This window comes from Janthinobacterium psychrotolerans (assembly GCF_001677885.1).
Lineage (GTDB): Bacteria > Pseudomonadota > Gammaproteobacteria > Burkholderiales > Burkholderiaceae_D > Janthinobacterium > Janthinobacterium psychrotolerans.
The window spans coordinates 59,229-75,864 of the sequence record NZ_LOCQ01000060.1; the positions used below are offsets into that span (position 1 = coordinate 59,229).

Genomic DNA, 16,636 nt, shown 5'->3' on the forward strand with positions numbered 1-16,636 from the left:
CATGGACGACAAAATCACTCAACAAAAGTTTGACTACTTGCTGCGCCTGGGCGACAACGCCCTGATCCTCAGCCAGCAGCTGTCCCAGCTGTGCGGCAAGGGGCCGGCGCTGGAAGAAGACATGGCGCTGACCAACGTCGCGCTGGACCTCTTGGGCCAGACCCGTTTGTGGTTCAGCTATGCGGCCGAACTGGAAAACGCGGGCCGCGACGAGGACGATATCGCCTTCATGCGCGACGCCCACGACTTCCGCAACTGCCTGCTGGTCGAACAGCCGAACGGCAATTACGCCGACACCATGATGCGCCAGTTCTTCTTCGATACCTGGCACTATTTCCAGCTGCTGGAGCTGGCCAAGGCTAGCGATGCGCGCATCGTCGAAGTGGCGCAAAAGTCGATCAAGGAAGTGACGTACCACCTGCGCCGCAGCGGCGACCTGGTGGTGCGGCTGGGCGACGGTACGCTTGACAGCCACCAGAAAACGCAGGCCGCGGCCGATGCGCTGTGGATGTACACGGGCGAGATGTTCCAGTATGACGCGGTCGACAGCGCCATGGCGGCGGCCGGCATCGCGCCGCCGTGTGAGCTGCTGCGCGCTTCTTTCCTCGAACACGTGGCCGAGATCTTTGCCGAAGCGACGTTGACCATGCCGGCGCCCGACGCCTGGATGCAAAAGGGCGGCAAGCAGGGCAAGCACACGGAACACCTGGGCTTTATTCTGGCCGAGATGCAGTTCCTGCAGCGCGCCTATCCCGGGGCGGAGTGGTAATGAACACGCAGGCAGCTACCCTCGACGCGGGCCAGGTCTGGTCCTGGCTGGCCGAGGTGCCGGACCCGGAAATCCCCGTCATTTCGGTGGTGGACCTGGGCATCGTGCGCGCCGTCGAGGTGACCGGCAGCGACGCCTGCGTGGTGACGATCACCCCGACCTATTCGGGCTGCCCGGCGATGCAGGTGATCGCCGATGCGGTGACGGACGCATTGCGCGAACACGGCGTGAATAAGGTCACGCTGGTGAACCAGCTGTCGCCGGCCTGGACCACCGACTGGATGAGCGACGAGGGCAAGGCCAAGCTGAAAGGCTATGGCATCGCCCCGCCGCAGCAGCAGGTGATCGATATCAGCGGCTTGAAGGGGGGAGTCAAGCGCGTGGCGATGCCGAAGCTGGAGGTGGTCTGCCCGAACTGCGGTTCGACCCACACGCAGCTGACCAGCCAGTTCGGCTCCACGCCCTGCAAGGCGCTGTACAAATGCCTCGATTGCCGCGAACCGTTCGATTACTTCAAGTGCCACTAGCATGCAGTGTGTAGAAACTGGAGATGAAGCATGAGTAAATTTTATCCGCTGTCGGTGTCCAAGGTGCGCAATGAAACGCGCGACACCATCGCCGTCACCTTCGACGTGCCGCCCGAGTTGCAGCAGCAGTTCCGCTTCCAGCAGGGCCAGCACCTGACCTTGCGCGCCAACATCAATGCCGAAGACGTGCGCCGTTCGTATTCCATCTGTTCGGCGGTGCAGGACGGCACGCTGCGCGTGGCCATCAAGCGCACGCCCGGCGGCGCGTTTTCCACCTGGGCCAACGATACCCTGAAAGCCGGTACGACCATCGAGGTGATGCCGCCGATGGGCCACTTCAACGTGCCGCTCGACTGCGTCAACCGCAAGCACTACCTGGCGTTCGCCTCGGGCAGCGGCATCACGCCGATACTGTCCATCATCAAGACCACCCTGCTGACGGAGCCGTTGAGCCGCTTCACCCTGTTCTACGGCAACCGCGCCTCGTCGTCCGTGATCTTCAAGGAAGAACTGACGGATTTGAAGGATGTGTACCTGGAGCGTTTGAACCTGGTCTACGTGATGAGCCGCGAGCAGCAGGACATCGAGCTGTTCAACGGGCGCATCACGCAGGAAAAATGCGAGCAGTTCCTCCAGCACTGGATCCGTGTCGAAGACTACGACCACGCCTTTATCTGCGGCCCCGAAGACATGATGCTGGGCGTGTCCGCCGCGCTGCAGGCGGCCGGCATGCCCAAGCAGAACATCAAGATCGAACTGTTCGCCGCCAGCATCCCGAAAAACGCGCACAAGCCGCGCGCACAGCTCGACGCCGGCGCCGTCAAGGAAACGGAAGTGACCGTGATTTTGGACGGCAACCACACCACCTTCACGATGGACAAGGACAAGGAATCCCTGCTCGACGCCGGCCTGCGCCAAGGCATCGACATGCGCTATTCCTGCAAGGGCGGCGTATGCTCCACCTGCCGCTGCAAGGTCCTCGACGGCAAGGTCGAGATGGACGTCAACTACGCGCTGGAAGACTACGAAGTGGCTCGCGGATTTGTGCTGAGCTGCCAGAGTTTTCCTGTGACCGACAAGGTCGTGGTGGACTTTGACCAGGCAGAATAAAAGCCGACCCTAAACGACATCTGGGGTCGGACCCTCAGGGTCCGACCCCGGCAGTGGCACCTGGGTTAAAAATAACGTATACGAGACACGCCATGACCTACCAAAACATCCTTTTCACCATCGAGCAGGGCATCGCCACGCTGACCCTGAACCGCCCGGACAAGCTCAACAGCTTCACCCAGGCCATGCACGAGGAAGTGCGCGACGCCGTCGCCAAAGTCAACGCTGACAATTCCGTGCGCGTGTTCGTGCTGACCGGCGCCGGCCGTGGTTTCTGCGCCGGCCAGGACCTGTCCGACCGCGCCGTCGAACCGGGCTCGAAAGGCGTGGACCTGGGCGAGTCGGTGGAAAAAAACTATGCGCCGCTGGTGCTGGCGTTAAAAGCCTTGCCGATGCCGGTGATCTGCGCCGTCAACGGCGTGGCGGCCGGCGCCGGCGCCAACCTGGCGCTGGCCTGCGATATCGTTATCGCCGGCAAATCGGCCAGCTTTGTCGAAGTGTTCTGCAAGCTGGGCCTGATACCCGACACGGGTGGCACCTTCTTTTTGCCGCGCCTGGTCGGTTCCGCGCGCGCCATGGGCATGGCCATGCTGGGCGAAAAACTGACGGCCGAAAAAGCCGAAGACTGGGGCCTGATCTGGAAGTGCGTGGACGACGCCGAGCTGGCCGCCGAAACGCGCAAGCTGGCCGTGCATTTCTCCACGGCGCCAACCAAGGGCCTGGCGTTGACCAAACAGGCGCTGGCCGCGAGCGGCGCCAATACCCTGCCGCAGCAGCTGGCGCTGGAAGCGCGCATGATGAGCGAACTGGGCAACAGCGACGATTACCGCGAGGGCGTGTCGGCCTTTATGGAAAAACGCGCAGCACAATTCAAGGGACACTAAGATGGCAGCTCTGGACAACAACAGCATCGTCGCCGTGATCGGCAGCGGCGCCATGGGCGCCGGCATCGCGCAGGTGGCGGCGGCAGCCGGCTACCGTGTCAAACTGTACGACACGCACGCTGAAGCCGTCAGCAAGGCCATACAGGACATCGGCAAGATGTATGTCAAGCTGGCCGAAAAGGGCCGCATGACGGCGCAAGAAGCGCAGGAAGCCAGCGCGCGCCTGCAGGCCGCCAGCAGTCTGCAAGACGTGTCCGACGCGTCGCTGGTGGTCGAAGCCATCGTTGAAAACCTCGACGTCAAGCGCGGCCTGTTCGCCGACCTGGAAGCGCTGGTGGGTGACGACTGCATCCTGGCCACCAATACCTCGTCGATTTCCGTCACGGCGATTGCCGCCAAGCTGCGCCGCCCGGAACGCCTGGTCGGCATGCACTTCTTTAACCCGGTGCCGCTGATGGCGCTGGTCGAAGTGATCAGTGGACTGGCCACCAGCGACGAGGTCGCCGCTACTGTCTACGACACTTCCATCGCCTGGGGCAAGCAACCCGTGCATGCGAAATCGACGCCCGGCTTTATCGTCAACCGCGTGGCGCGTCCGTTCTACGCCGAAGGCTGGCGCCTGCTCAGCGAGCAGGCCGGCGACGCCGCCACCATCGACGCGGTGCTGCGCGAGGCGGGCGGCTTTCGCATGGGCCCGTTCGAGCTGATGGACCTGATCGGCCACGATGTCAATTTCTCGGTCACGCAATCGGTGTTCGGCGCCTACTTCAACGACCCGCGCTTTACGCCCTCGGTGCTGCAGCAGGAAATGGTCAATGCGGGCTTTTTGGGCCGCAAGTCGGGCCGTGGTTTTTACCGGTATGGCGAAGGCGCCAGCGTGCCTGCGGCGCAGCAGGAAAGCGCCCAGCCGCGCCCCGAAGTGGTGGCCCTGTCCAGCGCCGTCGGCGGCGACGGCCGTGGCCACACGGGCGTCATCCATGCGCTGGTGCGGCGCCTGGAAGCGTCCGGCATCGGTGTCACCAGCCGCGTCACGCTCGAAGGCCAGGCCAGCGACACGGCGCCGGCCCTGCATTGCAACGGCGCCGCCATTTACCTGACGGATGGCCGCAGCGCCACCCAGCGCGCACAGGACAACAGCCACGCCGACACGGTGCTGTTCGACCTGGCGCTCGACTATGCGACAGCCAAACGCGTGGCGCTGGCGCGCGCCGACCAGTGCGGCGACGAAGCCTGGGCTGCCGCCGTCGGCCTGTTCCAGGCGGCCGGCTTTGCCGTCACGCGCCTGGACGACGTGCCGGGCCTGGCCGTGATGCGCACGGTGGCCATGCTGGCCAACGAAGCGGCCGACGCCGTCAACCAGGGCGTGTGTACGGCCGCCGCCGTCGATATCGCCATGCAGAAGGGCGTCAATTATCCGCGCGGACCGCTGGCCTGGGCCGATGCGGTCGGCGTCCAACATGTCGTGACCGTGCTGCACCACCTGGCGCAAGGCTATGGCGAAGACCGCTACCGCGTCTCGCCGCTGCTGCGCCGCAAACTCGCCAATGGAGCATCGTTTCATGCCGAATGAAGACCATCAAATGAGCGCCCAGGCGCTGGCAGAAGCGGCCGCCGCCTCCATGCTGTCGCGCGACAGCGCCACGCAGGCCCTGGGCATCGCCCTGGATGAAGTGGGCCCTGGCCATGCGCGCATGACCATGACAGTGCGCGCCGACATGCTCAACGGTCACCAGAGCTGCCACGGCGGTTTTATCTTCGCCCTGGCCGACAGCGCGTTTGCGTTTGCCTGCAACAGCTACAACCTCAACACCGTGGGGGCAGGCTGCACCATCGACTACCTGGCGCCGGGCCGCGAGGGCGACGTGCTGGTGGCCGACGCCGTCGAGCAGGCGCTGGCGGGCAAGAGCGGCGTCTACGACGTCAGGGTCAGCAACCAGGACGGCCGCGCGATCGCGCTATTTCGCGGCAAGTCGATCCGCGTGGCCGGTGAAGTGATCCAAGAGCAGGCTTGAACTGCCCCACACCGAACAGTTATAGAATCAACAGGAGACAATCATGGTCCAACGTACGCCTTCCCCGAATGACCTCGAGCCCATCGAGCGCGCCAGCAAGGACGAGTTGCAAGCCTTGCAGCTCGAACGCATGCAATGGACGCTCAGGCACGCCTATGACAACGTGCCCCATTACCGCGCCGCCTTTGACGCGGCGGGCGTGCATCCGGACGACCTGAAATCCTTGTCCGATCTTTCCAAATTTCCGTTCACCGATAAAAAGGTCTTGCGCGACAATTATCCGTTCGGCCTGTTTGCCGTGCCGCGCGAGCAGGTGGTGCGCATCCACGCCTCGAGCGGCACCACCGGCAAGGCCACGGTGGTCGGCTACACGCAGAACGATATCGATACCTGGGCCAATGTGGTGGCCCGTTCGATCCGCGCCGGCGGTGGCCGCGCGGGCGACATGGTGCATATCTCCTACGGCTACGGCCTGTTTACGGGCGGCCTGGGCGCGCATTACGGCGCCGAGCGCCTGGGCTGCACGGTAATCCCGATGTCGGGCGGCCAGACCGAAAAACAGGTGCAGCTGATCCAGGATTTCAAGCCGTCCATCATCATGGTCACACCGTCGTACATGCTCAATATCATCGAGGAATTCACGCGCCAGGGACTGGACCCGGCCGATTCGTCGCTGAAGGTCGGCATCTTCGGCGCCGAGCCGTGGACCGACGCCATGCGCTCGGAAATCGAAGCGCGCGCCGGCATCGACGCGGTCGATATCTACGGCCTGTCCGAAGTGATGGGCCCTGGCGTGGCGTCCGAATGCATCGAGAGCAAGGACGGTCCGGTGATCTGGGAAGACCATTTTTACCCCGAGATCATCGACCCGGAAACGGGCGAAGTGCTGCCCGACGGCGAGGAGGGCGAGCTGGTATTCACCTCGCTGTCGAAGGAGGCGCTGCCCATCATCCGCTACCGCACGCGCGACCTGACCCGCTTGCTGCCGCCGACTTCGCGCTCGATGCGCCGCATCGGCAAGATCACGGGCCGCTCGGACGACATGCTGATCATCCGTGGTGTGAATGTGTTCCCGACGCAGATCGAAGAGCTGATTTTGAAGATGCCGAAGCTGGCGCCGCAATATCAATTGGTGGTGACGCGCGACGGCCACCTGGACAAACTGGAAGTGATCGCCGAACTGCGCATCGACATGAGCGCGACCATCTCGGCCAGCGAAACCGACGGCCTGGCGCGCGAGCTGGAACAGCGCATCAAGACCCATGTGGGCGTGAGCACCCGCGTGCGCCTGGTGGCCGCTTCGGGCATCGAACGCACACTGACCGGCAAGGCCAGGCGCGTGGTCGACCAGCGCCCGAAGATTTTCTCCTGATAGTTTGAACAAGAAAACGAACAAGGAACCGAACATGAACGACGCTTTTATCTGTGACGCTGTGCGTACCCCGTTTGGCCGCTATGGCGGCGCTTTGGCGACCGTGCGCGCCGATGACCTGGGCGCGCTGCCGATCGCCGCGCTGATCGCGCGCAATCCTTCCGTCGACTGGGCCGCCATTGACGACGTCTTTTATGGCTGCGCCAACCAGGCCGGCGAAGACAACCGCAACGTGGGCCGCATGGCCGCGCTGCTGGCCGGCCTGCCGGTCGACGTGCCGGCCAATACCATCAACCGCCTGTGCGGCTCCAGCCTGGACGCCGTGGGCCTGGCGGCGCGCTCGATCAAGGCCGGTGAAGCGCACTTGATCATCGCCGGCGGTGTGGAAAGCATGACGCGCGCGCCTTTCGTGATGGGCAAGGCCGACAGCGCTTTCTCGCGGGCGGCAAAAATCGAAGACACCACCCTGGGCTGGCGCTTCGTCAACGGCAAGATGAAGGCGCAGTACGGCATCGACACCATGCCGGAAACGGCGGAAAACGTGGCCGTGGAATTCGGCATCAGCCGCGCCGACCAGGACGCGCTGGCGCTGCGCAGCCAGCAGCGCTGGGCGGCCGCCCACGCGGCCGGCGTGTTCGAACGCGAAATCGTGCCGGTGGCCGTGCCGCAAAAGAAGGGCGAGCCGAAAATGGTCACCACCGACGAACATCCGCGCCCCGATACTTCGCTGGAGATGCTGGCCAAGCTCAAGGGCGTCGTCAAGCTTGACGGCACCGTCACGGCCGGCAATGCCTCGGGCCTGAACGATGGCGCCTGCGCCATTTTGCTGGCCTCCGGCGCCGCCGTCGACAAGTACAAATTGACACCGCGCGCAAAAGTGCTGGGCATGGCCACGGCCGGCCTGGCGCCGCGCATCATGGGCTTCGGCCCGTCGCCGGCCACGCGCAAGGTGCTGGCGCAGACCGGTCTCACCATCGAACAGATGGACGTGATCGAACTGAACGAAGCATTTGCCGCGCAGGCGCTGGCGGTGACGCGCGACCTGGGCCTGGCCGACGACGCGGCCCACGTGAATCCGAATGGCGGCGCGATCGCCATCGGCCATCCGCTGGGCGCTTCCGGTGCGCGCCTGGTGATGGCCGCCCTGAACCAGCTCGAACGCACCGGTGGGCGCTATGCGCTGTGCACCATGTGCATCGGCGTGGGGCAGGGGATTGCCGTCGTGATTGAACGCATCTGAACGAGTATAAAAGAGCAATACAAAAAGGCGCAGGCTAGTCAAAAAGCGCCAACCATACATTGACCGTAGTGCCAACCTGGTGGAGACCACAATGATTGCCAACCTCTTCAAGAAAACCCTGATCGCCGGCGTGCTGGCCATGTCTGCCGCTGGCGCTTATGCGGCCGACAATATCAAGATCGGTTCCGTATTGTCCGTCACGGGCCCGGCCGCCTTTTTGGGCGACCCCGAACTGAAAACCCTGCAGCTGTATATCGAAAAAATCAACGCGGCCGGCGGCGTATTGGGCCGCAAGCTCGAACTGGTGCACTACGACGACGGCAGCGACGCGGCCAAGGCCAACGGCTTTACCAAGCGCCTGATCGAGTCCGACAAGGTCGATGTGCTGATCGGCGGCACCACCACCGGCGCGACGATGGCGATGGCGCCGCTGGTCGAGCGCGCCAGCCTGCCATTCATCTCGCTGGCCGGCGCCGTGGTGGTCATCGATCCGGTGAAAAAATGGGTCTTCAAAACGCCGCATACCGACCGCATGGCGGCCGAAAAGGTATTCGAAGACATGAAGAAGCGCGGCATCACCAAGGTCGGCCTGCTGTCGGAAACCAGCGGCTTTGGCGCGTCGGGGCGCAAGGAATCGCAGATCGTCGCCTCCAAGTACGGCATCACCCTGGTATCAGATGAAACCTACGGCCCGAAAGACACCGACATCACGGCCCAGCTGACCCGCATCAAGAACACGGCCGGCGTGCAGGCGGTGTTCGTGTTCGGCCTGGGCCAGGGCCCTGCCGTGGTCACCAAGAACTATGGCCAGCTGGGCATGACGGCGCTGCCGCTGTACCAGTCGCACGGCGTGGCCTCGGATGAATACCTGAAGTTGTCGGGCAAGGCCGCCGAAGGCGTGCGCCTGCCCACGCCGGCGCTGCTGATCGGCGCCATGCTGCCGGACGCCGATCCGCAAAAGGCCATCGTCGTCGGCTACGACAAGACCTACAAGGACCGCTACAAGATCGATCCGTCGACCTTTGGCGGCTATGCGCTGGACGCCTTGAACCTGTCGGTCGACGCCATCAAGCGCGCCGGCGGCACCGACCGCGAAAAAGTGCGCGCCGCGCTGGAGTCGACCAAGGGTTTTGTGGGCACCACCGGCGTGTTCAATATGTCAGCCAAGGACCATATGGGCCTGGACCTGTCGGCTTTCCGCATGGTCGAAGTGAAGAACGGCGAATGGCAATTGTCGAAGTAATGTTCGCAATACGGTAAGCCAGAAGCATCCGCGCGGGCCGCCCTGGAGGGCGGCCCGCGCGCAGCCGAACATATTGGAGACATCATGGAAGTCGCACAATTTCTACAATTTCTGTATTCCGGGATGACGGTCGGTTCCGCCTATGCGCTGGCGGCGCTGGGCTTTACCATCATCTACAACACCAGCGGCGTGATCAACTTCGCGCAAGGTGAATTCATCATGCTGGGCGGGATGCTGGCCGCCGTGATGTCGGCCGCCGGCGTGCCGCTGCCGCTGGCCATTTTCCTGGCCGTGATCGCCACCGGCCTGGTGGGCCTCCTGATGGAAAAAACCGTGATCGAGCCGGCGCAGAACGCGCAGGTCATCACTTTGCTGATCATTACCATCGGCGCTTCCCTGGTGCTGCGCGGCCTGGTGCAGATCTGGCTGGGCAAGGACACGCATTCGCTGCCGGCCTTTTCCGGCGATACGTCGATTCAATTCCTCGGCGCCAGCCTGTTGCCGCAAAGCCTGTGGGTGCTGGGCGTCACCATTATCATCGTGCTGGTGCTGGGCTGGTTCTTCGGGCGCACCCTGATGGGCAAGGCCATGCTGGCCACCTCGCACAACAAGCTGGCCGCGCAACTGGTCGGCATCAACACCCGCAAGGTACTGCTGTTCTCGTTCGGCCTGTCGGCGCTTTTGGGCGCGGCTGGCGGCATCCTGGTCGCCCCCATCACGTACACGTCCTACGACGCCGGCATCATGCTGGGCCTGAAGGGCTTTGTGGCGGCCGTATTGGGTGGCTTGGGTGGCGGCGCGGGCGCGATCGCCGGTGGCCTGATCCTCGGCGTCGCCGAAGCGATGACGGCTGGCTACATCTCGTCGGCCTACAAGGACGCGGTACCGTTCGTGCTGATCCTGCTGATCCTGTTCTTCCTGCCGCAAGGCCTGTTCGGCGCTAAAAATTCGGAGCGTGTATGACGACCTTCTTCTCCCGCTCGCGCCATGCCGGCCTGCTGGTGCTGGCGCTGATCCTGGCCATTTTGCCGCTCTTTCTCACCAACGCGTTCTACTATGACGTGGCGATCCGCATTGCGCTGAACGCCATCGTCGTCATCGGCCTCAATCTCTTGATGGGCTATACGGGCCAGATCAGTCTCGGCCACGCGGGCTTCTATGGCCTGGGCGCGTATGCCTCGGCCGTGCTGACCACCCACTACGGCTGGCCGCCGCTGGCCGCCTTGGGCGCCGGCGCGGTCGCCACCGGCCTGCTGGCGCTGCTGCTGGCGCGTCCGGTATTGAAACTCAAGGGCCATACCCTGGCCATGGCCACTCTGGGCCTGGGCATCATCATTTCCATCGTCATCAACAACGAAACGCAATGGACCGGCGGCCCGGACGGCATTGGCGTGTCCGCCTTCAGTGTCGCCGGCCTGGAGATCGCCGGCGAAAAATCATGGTACCTGGTGTGCGCCGTCTTGCTGCTGCTGGTGACCTGGCTGGCGCTGAACCTGATCGATTCGCCCGTCGGCCGCGCGCTGCAGGCCATTCACGGTTCGGAAGTGGCGGCGCGCGTGGTTGGTGTCGACACCACCCGCTTCAAGGTGCGCGTCTTCGTGCTGTCGGCCGTGATCGCCAGTATCGCCGGCAGCATCAGCGCCCACTACATCGGCTTCATCACCCCCAACCTGGCCGGCTTCTTCCACTCGATCGAGCTGGTGACGATGGTGGTGGTGGGCGGCATGGCGTCGATCTTCGGCTCCATTATCGGCGCGGCGCTGCTGACGATATTGCCGCAGCTGCTGTCCAGTTTTGAAGGCTGGGAAACGGTGGTGTTTGGCGTGATTTTGATGGCCACCATGATCTTCATGCCCAAGGGCCTGGTCCCGAGCCTGGCCAGCCGTTCGCGCAAGCGGGCTGGCACGCCAACCGCGCCGAAGGCGCCGGCCAAACCTGTGCAGGAGGTGTGAGATGCTGACGATTAACAACCTGAGCAAGAGTTTCGGCGGCGTGCACGCGGTGCAGGATGTCAGCTTTACCGTCAAGGAAGGCCATATCCACTCCGTGATCGGCCCGAACGGCGCCGGCAAGACCACCCTGTTCAACCTGATCACCGGGGTCTATACGCCGACCAAAGGCGAGATTTTGCTCAATGGCGAGAACGTGGCCGCCATGCCGCCCGATGCGCTGGCGCGGCGCGGCATGAGCCGCACTTTTCAAAACCTGCAGGTGTGCATGAACATGACGGCGATCGACAATGTAATGGTCGGCGCCCATCTGCGCCTGAACCAGAACCTGTTCGCTTCCATGCTGCGTCTGCCATCGGTGCGCCGCGCGGACGCCGCCTGTCGCGACGAGGCGGCGCAGCTGATGGAATTCGTTGGCGTGGGCCGCCATATCGATGACGAGGCGGGCCAGATGTCGTATGGCGCGTTAAAACGCCTGGAGATCGCGCGTGCGCTGGCGGCCAAGCCGAAGGTGCTGCTGCTCGATGAACCGGCCGCTGGCCTGAACCATACCGAAACGGGCGAGATCGAAGCCTTGATCCGCAAGGTGGCGCAATCGGGCGTGACGGTGGTGCTGGTCGAGCACGACATGAAGCTGGTGATGAATCTGTCGGACCATATCCTGGTGCTCGACTATGGCAAGAAGCTGGCCGAAGGGACCGCCGCCGAAGTGCGCGCGAATCCCGACGTGGTGGCGGCGTACCTGGGAGTGGCGGCATGATGAAGATGGAAACACCTCAAACACCGCTGGTGCTCGATATCAAGGGCCTCACCAGCCACTACGGCCGCATCCAGGCGCTGCACGGCATCGACCTGCAGGTGCGCCAGGGCCAGCTGGTGGCGCTGGTGGGCGCCAATGGCGCCGGCAAGACCACCTTGCTGCGGGCAATTTCGGGCGTGCAGCCGATCAGCGCCGGCAGCATCACCTTTGCCGGCCAGGACATCAGCCGCGCCAGCGCCGACAAGCGCGTGCGCGCCGGTATCTGCCAAGTGCCGGAAGGGCGGCAGGTATTCGGTCCGATGACGGTGGAAGACAATCTGCGCCTGGGCGCCTTTACCCGCCCGCAGCAGGAAGTGGCCGGCGAGATCGAGCGCATGTATGGCCTGTTCCCGATCCTGAAGGAAAAGCGTCTTTTACTTGCCGGCACCCTGTCCGGCGGCCAGCAGCAGATGCTGGCCATGGCGCGTGCGCTGATGGGCCGCCCGCAACTGCTGCTATTGGATGAGCCGAGCATGGGCCTGGCGCCGCTCCTGATTGCCGAGATCTTCCGCATCGTCGCCGAACTGCGCGACCGCGGCATCACGATTTTCCTGGTCGAGCAGAACGCCCACGCGGCGCTGTCGATCGCCGATGTCGGCTACGTGATCGAGACGGGCGCCATCACCCTGTCCGGTCCGGGGCCGGAACTGCTGCATAACGAGCAGGTACAAAGCGCTTATTTAGGTATGTAACCCTGGGCATGTAAGGAGTCTGTATGGTCAAAGTCTACGAAATCAACGGCATCACCCCCGTCGTCCACCCGTCCGCCTATGTGCACCCGAGCGCGGTGCTGATCGGCGACGTGATCGTCGGTCCGCGCTGCTATATCGGGCCGCTGGCCTCGATCCGCGGCGACTTCGGGCGCCTGATCCTGGAAGAGGGCGCCAATCTGCAGGACACCTGCGTGATGCACGGCTTTCCCGGCTGCGACACGGTGGTCGAAGTCGACGGCCATGTGGGCCACGGCGCCGTGCTGCACGGCTGCCGCATCGGCCGCAATGCGCTGGTCGGCATGAATGCGGTGGTGATGGACAACGCCGTCATCGGCGAAGAGTCCATCGTCGCCGCCATGAGTTTCGTGAAAGCCGGCATGATCGTCGCGCCGCGCAGCATGGTGGTGGGCACCCCGGCCAAGATCATGCGCAGCCTGACTGACGACGAGATCAAATGGAAAACCTCGGGCACCGGCCAGTACCACGAACTGGCCGTGCGCTCCATGCACACCATGCGCGAAGTCGAGGCGCTGACGCAAGTCGAAGCGAACCGCCAGCGACTCAATTTTGAATCGGCGCTGCCGCTGCATCTGCACAAGAACGCGGCTGCGCAATAACCAATATAGGAATACGAACCATGGCTCATGTTTCAACTTTACAAAGCCTGATCGCCGGCCGCTGGCTGGGAGAATCGGCCGCCGTGCCGCTGCACAGCGCCCTGAACAACAACGTGATTTATCACACCCACGCCGAGAAGATCGATTTCGAGGAAGCCGTTACCTATGCCCGCAAGACGGGCGTGCCAGGCCTGATGGCGCTGGACTTCCAGCAGCGCGCCGCGCGCCTGAAAGCGCTGGCGCTGTACCTGGTCGACCGCAAGGAAGAGCTGTATGTGATCTCGCATTTGTCGGGCGCCACGCGCGCCGACAGCTGGGTCGATATCGAAGGCGGCACCGGCACCCTGTTTGCCTACGCCAGCATGGGCAGCAACGAACTGCCGTCGTCGAACGTGCTGCACGAAGGCCCGGCCATCGCGCTCGGCAAGAAGGGCGGTTTCGCCGGCACCCACATCCTGGTGCCGCGCGGCGGCCTGGCCGTGCATATCAATGCCTTCAACTTCCCGATCTGGGGCCTGCTGGAAAAGTTCGCGCCGAGCTTTTTGGCCGCCATGCCCTGCATCGCCAAGCCGGCCACCGCCACCAGCTATCTGACGCAGGCCGTGGTGCGCATGATGCATGAATCGGGCTTGCTGCCCGAGGGCAGCCTGCAACTGGTGATCGGTTCCACCGGCGACCTGCTCGACCGCCTGAACGGCCAGGATGTCGTCACGTTTACCGGCTCGGCGGCCACCGCCGCCAAGCTGCGCACCAATCCGAACCTGATCGCCCAGTCGGTGCCATTCAACGGCGAAGCCGATTCGCTCAACTGCGCCATCCTGGCGCCGGACGTCACGCCGGACGACGTGGAGTTCGACCTGTTCGTCAAGGAAGTGGTACGCGAAATGACGGGCAAGTCGGGCCAGAAGTGCACGGCGATCCGCCGCGTGATCGTGCCCGATCATCTGTTGGATGCGGTCGGCGCGCGCCTGCGCGAACGCCTCGCCAAGGTGGTGGTGGGCGACCCCTCGATCGAGGGCGTGCGCATGGGGGCACTGGCTTCGAAAGAACAGCAGAATGACGTGGCCGAAAGGGTCGCCACGCTGTCCAAGGGTAACGAGGTGGTGTTCGGCGCGGCCGACGGTTTTAATCCTTTGGGCGAAGGCGCTCTTGATGGCAGCTTCTTCTCGCCAACATTGCTGATGTGCCGCAACGCGTTTGGCAACGACGCCGTGCATGACGTCGAAGCATTCGGCCCGGTCAGCACCATGATGGGCTACAGCGATATCGACGAGGCGCTGGCCTTGGCCGCGCGCGGCAAGGGTAGTTTGGTGAGCACACTGGTCACGCGCGACCCGAAACTGGCCGCGCGCGTGGTGCCGCTGGTGGCCGCCACCCATGGCCGCGTGCATATCCTGGAACGCGAAGCGTCGGTCGATTCGACCGGCCACGGTTCGCCTTTGCCGCAGCTGAAACACGGCGGCCCTGGCCGCGCCGGCGGCGGCGAGGAGCTGGGCGGCGTGCGCGCCGTGCGCCACTATCTGCAGCGCGCGGCGGTGCAGGGCTCGCCCACCATGCTGGCGGCCGTCACCGGTGAATACGTGCGTGGCGCCGCCGTCAACGAAAGCCCGATCCACCCGTTCCGCAAGCATTTCGAAGACCTGAAAACGGGCGACTCGCTGCTGACCCACCGTCGCACGGTGAGCGAAGCGGACATCGTCGCCTTTGGCGGCATCTCGGGTGACTTCTTCTATATGCACTTCGACGAAATCGCGGCGAAGGAATCGCAGTTCGGCAAACGCATCGCCCACGGCTACTTCGTGCTGTCGGCCGCCGCCGGCCTGTTTGTCTCGCCCGGCGTCGGCCCGGTGCTGGCCAACTACGGGCTGGACAACCTGCGTTTCGTGGCGCCGGTGGCGATAGGGGACACCATCCGCGCCCGCCTGACCTGCAAGCGCAAGGTGGACCGCAACCGCAAGGACGTGTTTGGCGTCGGCCAGGGCGTGGTGGCGTGGGACGTGCAGGTCACCAACCAGAACGATGAGCTGGTGGCCAGCTATGACATCCTGACCCTGGTCTCGAAGCGCGAGTAAGTATTACAAGGCCAGGCCGAAGGGGTTATCGATGCTGTGAGCCGGTTCGGTAAACCACTTCGGTCCCGCTTGCGTCATGTAAAAATGATCCTCATGGCGGATGCCGAATTCACCGGGGATGCAGATCATCGGCTCGTTCGAAAAGCACATGCCGACGTCCAGTGGCGTAGTGTCGCTGCCGACCAGGTAAGGCCACTCGTGGATGTCGAGGCCGATGCCGTGGCCGGTGCGGTGCGGCAGGCCCGGCAGCTTGTAGCCGGGGCCAAAGCCATCTGACACCAAAGACACGCGCGCGGCGCGGTCGACGTCGCCGCAGGGCACGCCCAACTGCGCTGCCGCGAAGGCCGCCGCCTGCGCTTTCTTTTCGCTGTTCCACACGCTGCGCTGGCGCTCGCTGATGGCGCCGAACACATAGGTGCGCGTGATGTCGGAGATATAGTTCAGCACCTGGCAGCCCGTGTCGATCAGCACCGTGTCGCCCGCCTTTAACGTCTGCACATAGTTCACGCCATGCGGATAGGCCGTCGCCTCGCCGAACAGGACGATGCAAAAGTACGAGCGGGGCGCGCCCACCTTGCGGTGCGCACGGCTGATGAATTCCTCCACTTCCACCGTCGTGATGCCTTCGTGCAGCATGCTGGCGGTGGCCACGTGCACAGCCAGCGTCATGTCCATCACGCGCTGCATCAGGGCGATTTCTGCCGGCGACTTGCGGCTGCGGCAGTGGGCGGTGACGGCGCGCGCGTTTTCCAGCGCATAGCCGGCGGCCAGCGGCTTGATGCCGTCGTAGATAAAGAAGGCGGCGCTTTCGCAGATGCCCACGCGCGGCGGTTGATCCGCGTTTTGCGCCACCCCCATGCGCGCCAGCACGTCGACGAACAGCTGGTACGGGCTTTCATGCTCTTCCCAGCAGTTGACCTTGCCCTCGATCTGCATGAAGCCCTGCAAGGTGCTTTCCTCGAACGCCGGGGCGATATATTCCAGGCTGCCGGTGGCGGGCAGGATGGCGCCCACCATGCGTTCGCTGGCATACCATTTGGTGCCCGTGAAATAGGTGAGGTTGGCGCCCGCGTTCAGGTAGATCGCGGCGATGCCGTGCTGGCGCATGAAGGACTGCGCCGTGGCGATGCGCTGCGCGTGTTCGTCCTTGCCGATGGCGGCCATGCCGGCCGTCATGTCCGACAATGTGGACAGTGCTTCCTCGATTGATTTGCCGCCGATGCCGATGCCGCCGGCGTTCATGACGCTATCCATGCCTGCTCCCCAAAGATCATTCAGAAGGCAGGCATGATAGCAGCCGCCTCTGTGAAAGGGGCGGCGCAGAAGTCC

General features: G+C 64.0%; 16 protein-coding genes. 15 read left to right on the plus strand and 1 reads right to left on the minus strand.

Going from position 1 to position 16,636, the window contains the following annotated elements; translation table 11 throughout:
* The first annotated feature begins 1 nt into the window (after position 1).
* The 15 genes from paaC to paaZ all read left to right on the plus strand — a co-directional run bounded on the left by paaC (position 2) and on the right by paaZ (position 15,307).
* The gene (paaC, locus tag ASR47_RS20435) at positions 2-769 is read left to right on the plus strand and encodes a 1,2-phenylacetyl-CoA epoxidase subunit PaaC (RefSeq protein ID WP_065309650.1); all 768 of its coding nucleotides are present in this window, start codon (positions 2-4) and stop codon (positions 767-769) included.
* Entirely contained in the window at positions 769-1,296 is a 528-nt protein-coding gene (paaD, locus tag ASR47_RS20440) for a 1,2-phenylacetyl-CoA epoxidase subunit PaaD (protein ID WP_065309651.1), read from the plus strand. The genes paaC and paaD overlap by 1 nt, the downstream gene beginning before the upstream one ends.
* A gap of 30 nt (positions 1,297-1,326) precedes the next feature.
* Positions 1,327-2,406, plus strand: a complete 1,080-nt coding sequence (paaE, locus tag ASR47_RS20445) for a 1,2-phenylacetyl-CoA epoxidase subunit PaaE (RefSeq protein ID WP_065309652.1) — start codon at positions 1,327-1,329, stop codon at positions 2,404-2,406.
* Positions 2,407-2,498: 92 nt separating this feature from the next.
* Positions 2,499-3,290, plus strand: coding sequence for a 2-(1,2-epoxy-1,2-dihydrophenyl)acetyl-CoA isomerase PaaG (gene paaG / locus ASR47_RS20450; protein ID WP_065309653.1), 792 nt, complete (start codon positions 2,499-2,501; stop codon positions 3,288-3,290).
* Position 3,291: 1 nt separating this feature from the next.
* Positions 3,292-4,860 carry a 3-hydroxyacyl-CoA dehydrogenase PaaH gene (gene paaH / locus ASR47_RS20455; RefSeq protein ID WP_065309654.1) on the plus strand — a complete coding sequence of 523 codons (1,569 nt, stop codon included), beginning with the start codon at positions 3,292-3,294 and terminating at the stop codon, positions 4,858-4,860.
* Positions 4,850-5,302: a hydroxyphenylacetyl-CoA thioesterase PaaI gene (gene paaI / locus ASR47_RS20460; protein ID WP_065309655.1), complete on the plus strand. Its 453-nt coding sequence runs from the start codon at positions 4,850-4,852 to the stop codon at positions 5,300-5,302. Before paaH ends, paaI begins: the two co-directional genes overlap by 11 nt.
* Positions 5,303-5,345: 43 nt before the next feature.
* On the plus strand, positions 5,346-6,674 hold the full coding sequence (paaK, locus tag ASR47_RS20465; RefSeq protein WP_065309656.1) for a phenylacetate--CoA ligase PaaK: 1,329 nt from the start codon (positions 5,346-5,348) through the stop codon (positions 6,672-6,674).
* Between the two features lie 34 nt (positions 6,675-6,708).
* Positions 6,709-7,914, plus strand: coding sequence for a 3-oxoadipyl-CoA thiolase (gene pcaF / locus ASR47_RS20470; RefSeq protein WP_065309657.1), 1,206 nt, complete (start codon positions 6,709-6,711; stop codon positions 7,912-7,914).
* A 91-nt stretch (positions 7,915-8,005) separates the two neighbouring features.
* Entirely contained in the window at positions 8,006-9,157 is a 1,152-nt protein-coding gene (locus ASR47_RS20475; RefSeq protein WP_065309658.1) for an ABC transporter substrate-binding protein, read from the plus strand.
* Positions 9,158-9,241: 84 nt separating this feature from the next.
* Positions 9,242-10,120, plus strand: a complete 879-nt coding sequence (locus ASR47_RS20480; protein ID WP_065309659.1) for a branched-chain amino acid ABC transporter permease — start codon at positions 9,242-9,244, stop codon at positions 10,118-10,120.
* Positions 10,117-11,109, plus strand: a complete 993-nt coding sequence (locus ASR47_RS20485) for a branched-chain amino acid ABC transporter permease (RefSeq protein WP_065309660.1) — start codon at positions 10,117-10,119, stop codon at positions 11,107-11,109. Before ASR47_RS20480 ends, ASR47_RS20485 begins: the two co-directional genes overlap by 4 nt.
* Before the next feature lies 1 nt (position 11,110).
* Entirely contained in the window at positions 11,111-11,866 is a 756-nt protein-coding gene (locus tag ASR47_RS20490; RefSeq protein ID WP_065309661.1) for an ABC transporter ATP-binding protein, read from the plus strand.
* Positions 11,866-12,597 (plus strand): ABC transporter ATP-binding protein, encoded by a 732-nt coding sequence (locus ASR47_RS20495; protein WP_065309662.1) that lies wholly within the window; start codon positions 11,866-11,868, stop codon positions 12,595-12,597. The genes ASR47_RS20490 and ASR47_RS20495 overlap by 1 nt, the downstream gene beginning before the upstream one ends.
* Before the next feature lie 23 nt (positions 12,598-12,620).
* Entirely contained in the window at positions 12,621-13,235 is a 615-nt protein-coding gene (gene paaY / locus ASR47_RS20500; RefSeq protein ID WP_065309663.1) for a phenylacetic acid degradation protein PaaY, read from the plus strand.
* Between the two features lie 20 nt (positions 13,236-13,255).
* Positions 13,256-15,307 (plus strand): phenylacetic acid degradation bifunctional protein PaaZ, encoded by a 2,052-nt coding sequence (gene paaZ / locus ASR47_RS20505; RefSeq protein WP_065309664.1) that lies wholly within the window; start codon positions 13,256-13,258, stop codon positions 15,305-15,307.
* A gap of 3 nt (positions 15,308-15,310) precedes the next feature.
* Here paaZ and ASR47_RS20510 read toward each other — a convergent pair whose 3' ends face one another.
* Positions 15,311-16,561: a M24 family metallopeptidase gene (locus ASR47_RS20510; RefSeq protein ID WP_245714430.1), complete on the minus strand. Its 1,251-nt coding sequence runs from the start codon at positions 16,559-16,561 to the stop codon at positions 15,311-15,313.
* Positions 16,562-16,636: the final 75 nt, after the last annotated feature.

Excerpts from the sequence above, each read along its gene's own strand:
- paaC (WP_065309650.1), top strand. The coding sequence starts at position 2 with ATGGACGACAAAATCACTCAACAAAAGTTTGACTACTTGCTGCGCCTG.
- paaD (WP_065309651.1), top strand. The coding sequence starts at position 769 with ATGAACACGCAGGCAGCTACCCTCGACGCGGGCCAGGTCTGGTCCTGG.
- paaE (WP_065309652.1), top strand. The coding sequence starts at position 1,327 with ATGAGTAAATTTTATCCGCTGTCGGTGTCCAAGGTGCGCAATGAAACG.
- paaG (WP_065309653.1), top strand. The coding sequence starts at position 2,499 with ATGACCTACCAAAACATCCTTTTCACCATCGAGCAGGGCATCGCCACG.
- paaH (WP_065309654.1), top strand. The coding sequence starts at position 3,292 with ATGGCAGCTCTGGACAACAACAGCATCGTCGCCGTGATCGGCAGCGGC.
- paaI (WP_065309655.1), top strand. The coding sequence starts at position 4,850 with ATGCCGAATGAAGACCATCAAATGAGCGCCCAGGCGCTGGCAGAAGCG.
- paaK (WP_065309656.1), top strand. The coding sequence starts at position 5,346 with ATGGTCCAACGTACGCCTTCCCCGAATGACCTCGAGCCCATCGAGCGC.
- pcaF (WP_065309657.1), top strand. The coding sequence starts at position 6,709 with ATGAACGACGCTTTTATCTGTGACGCTGTGCGTACCCCGTTTGGCCGC.
- ASR47_RS20475 (WP_065309658.1), top strand. The coding sequence starts at position 8,006 with ATGATTGCCAACCTCTTCAAGAAAACCCTGATCGCCGGCGTGCTGGCC.
- ASR47_RS20480 (WP_065309659.1), top strand. The coding sequence starts at position 9,242 with ATGGAAGTCGCACAATTTCTACAATTTCTGTATTCCGGGATGACGGTC.
- ASR47_RS20485 (WP_065309660.1), top strand. The coding sequence starts at position 10,117 with ATGACGACCTTCTTCTCCCGCTCGCGCCATGCCGGCCTGCTGGTGCTG.
- ASR47_RS20490 (WP_065309661.1), top strand. The coding sequence starts at position 11,111 with ATGCTGACGATTAACAACCTGAGCAAGAGTTTCGGCGGCGTGCACGCG.
- ASR47_RS20495 (WP_065309662.1), top strand. The coding sequence starts at position 11,866 with ATGAAGATGGAAACACCTCAAACACCGCTGGTGCTCGATATCAAGGGC.
- paaY (WP_065309663.1), top strand. The coding sequence starts at position 12,621 with ATGGTCAAAGTCTACGAAATCAACGGCATCACCCCCGTCGTCCACCCG.
- paaZ (WP_065309664.1), top strand. The coding sequence starts at position 13,256 with ATGGCTCATGTTTCAACTTTACAAAGCCTGATCGCCGGCCGCTGGCTG.
- ASR47_RS20510 (WP_245714430.1), bottom strand. The coding sequence starts at position 16,561 with ATGGATAGCGTCATGAACGCCGGCGGCATCGGCATCGGCGGCAAATCA.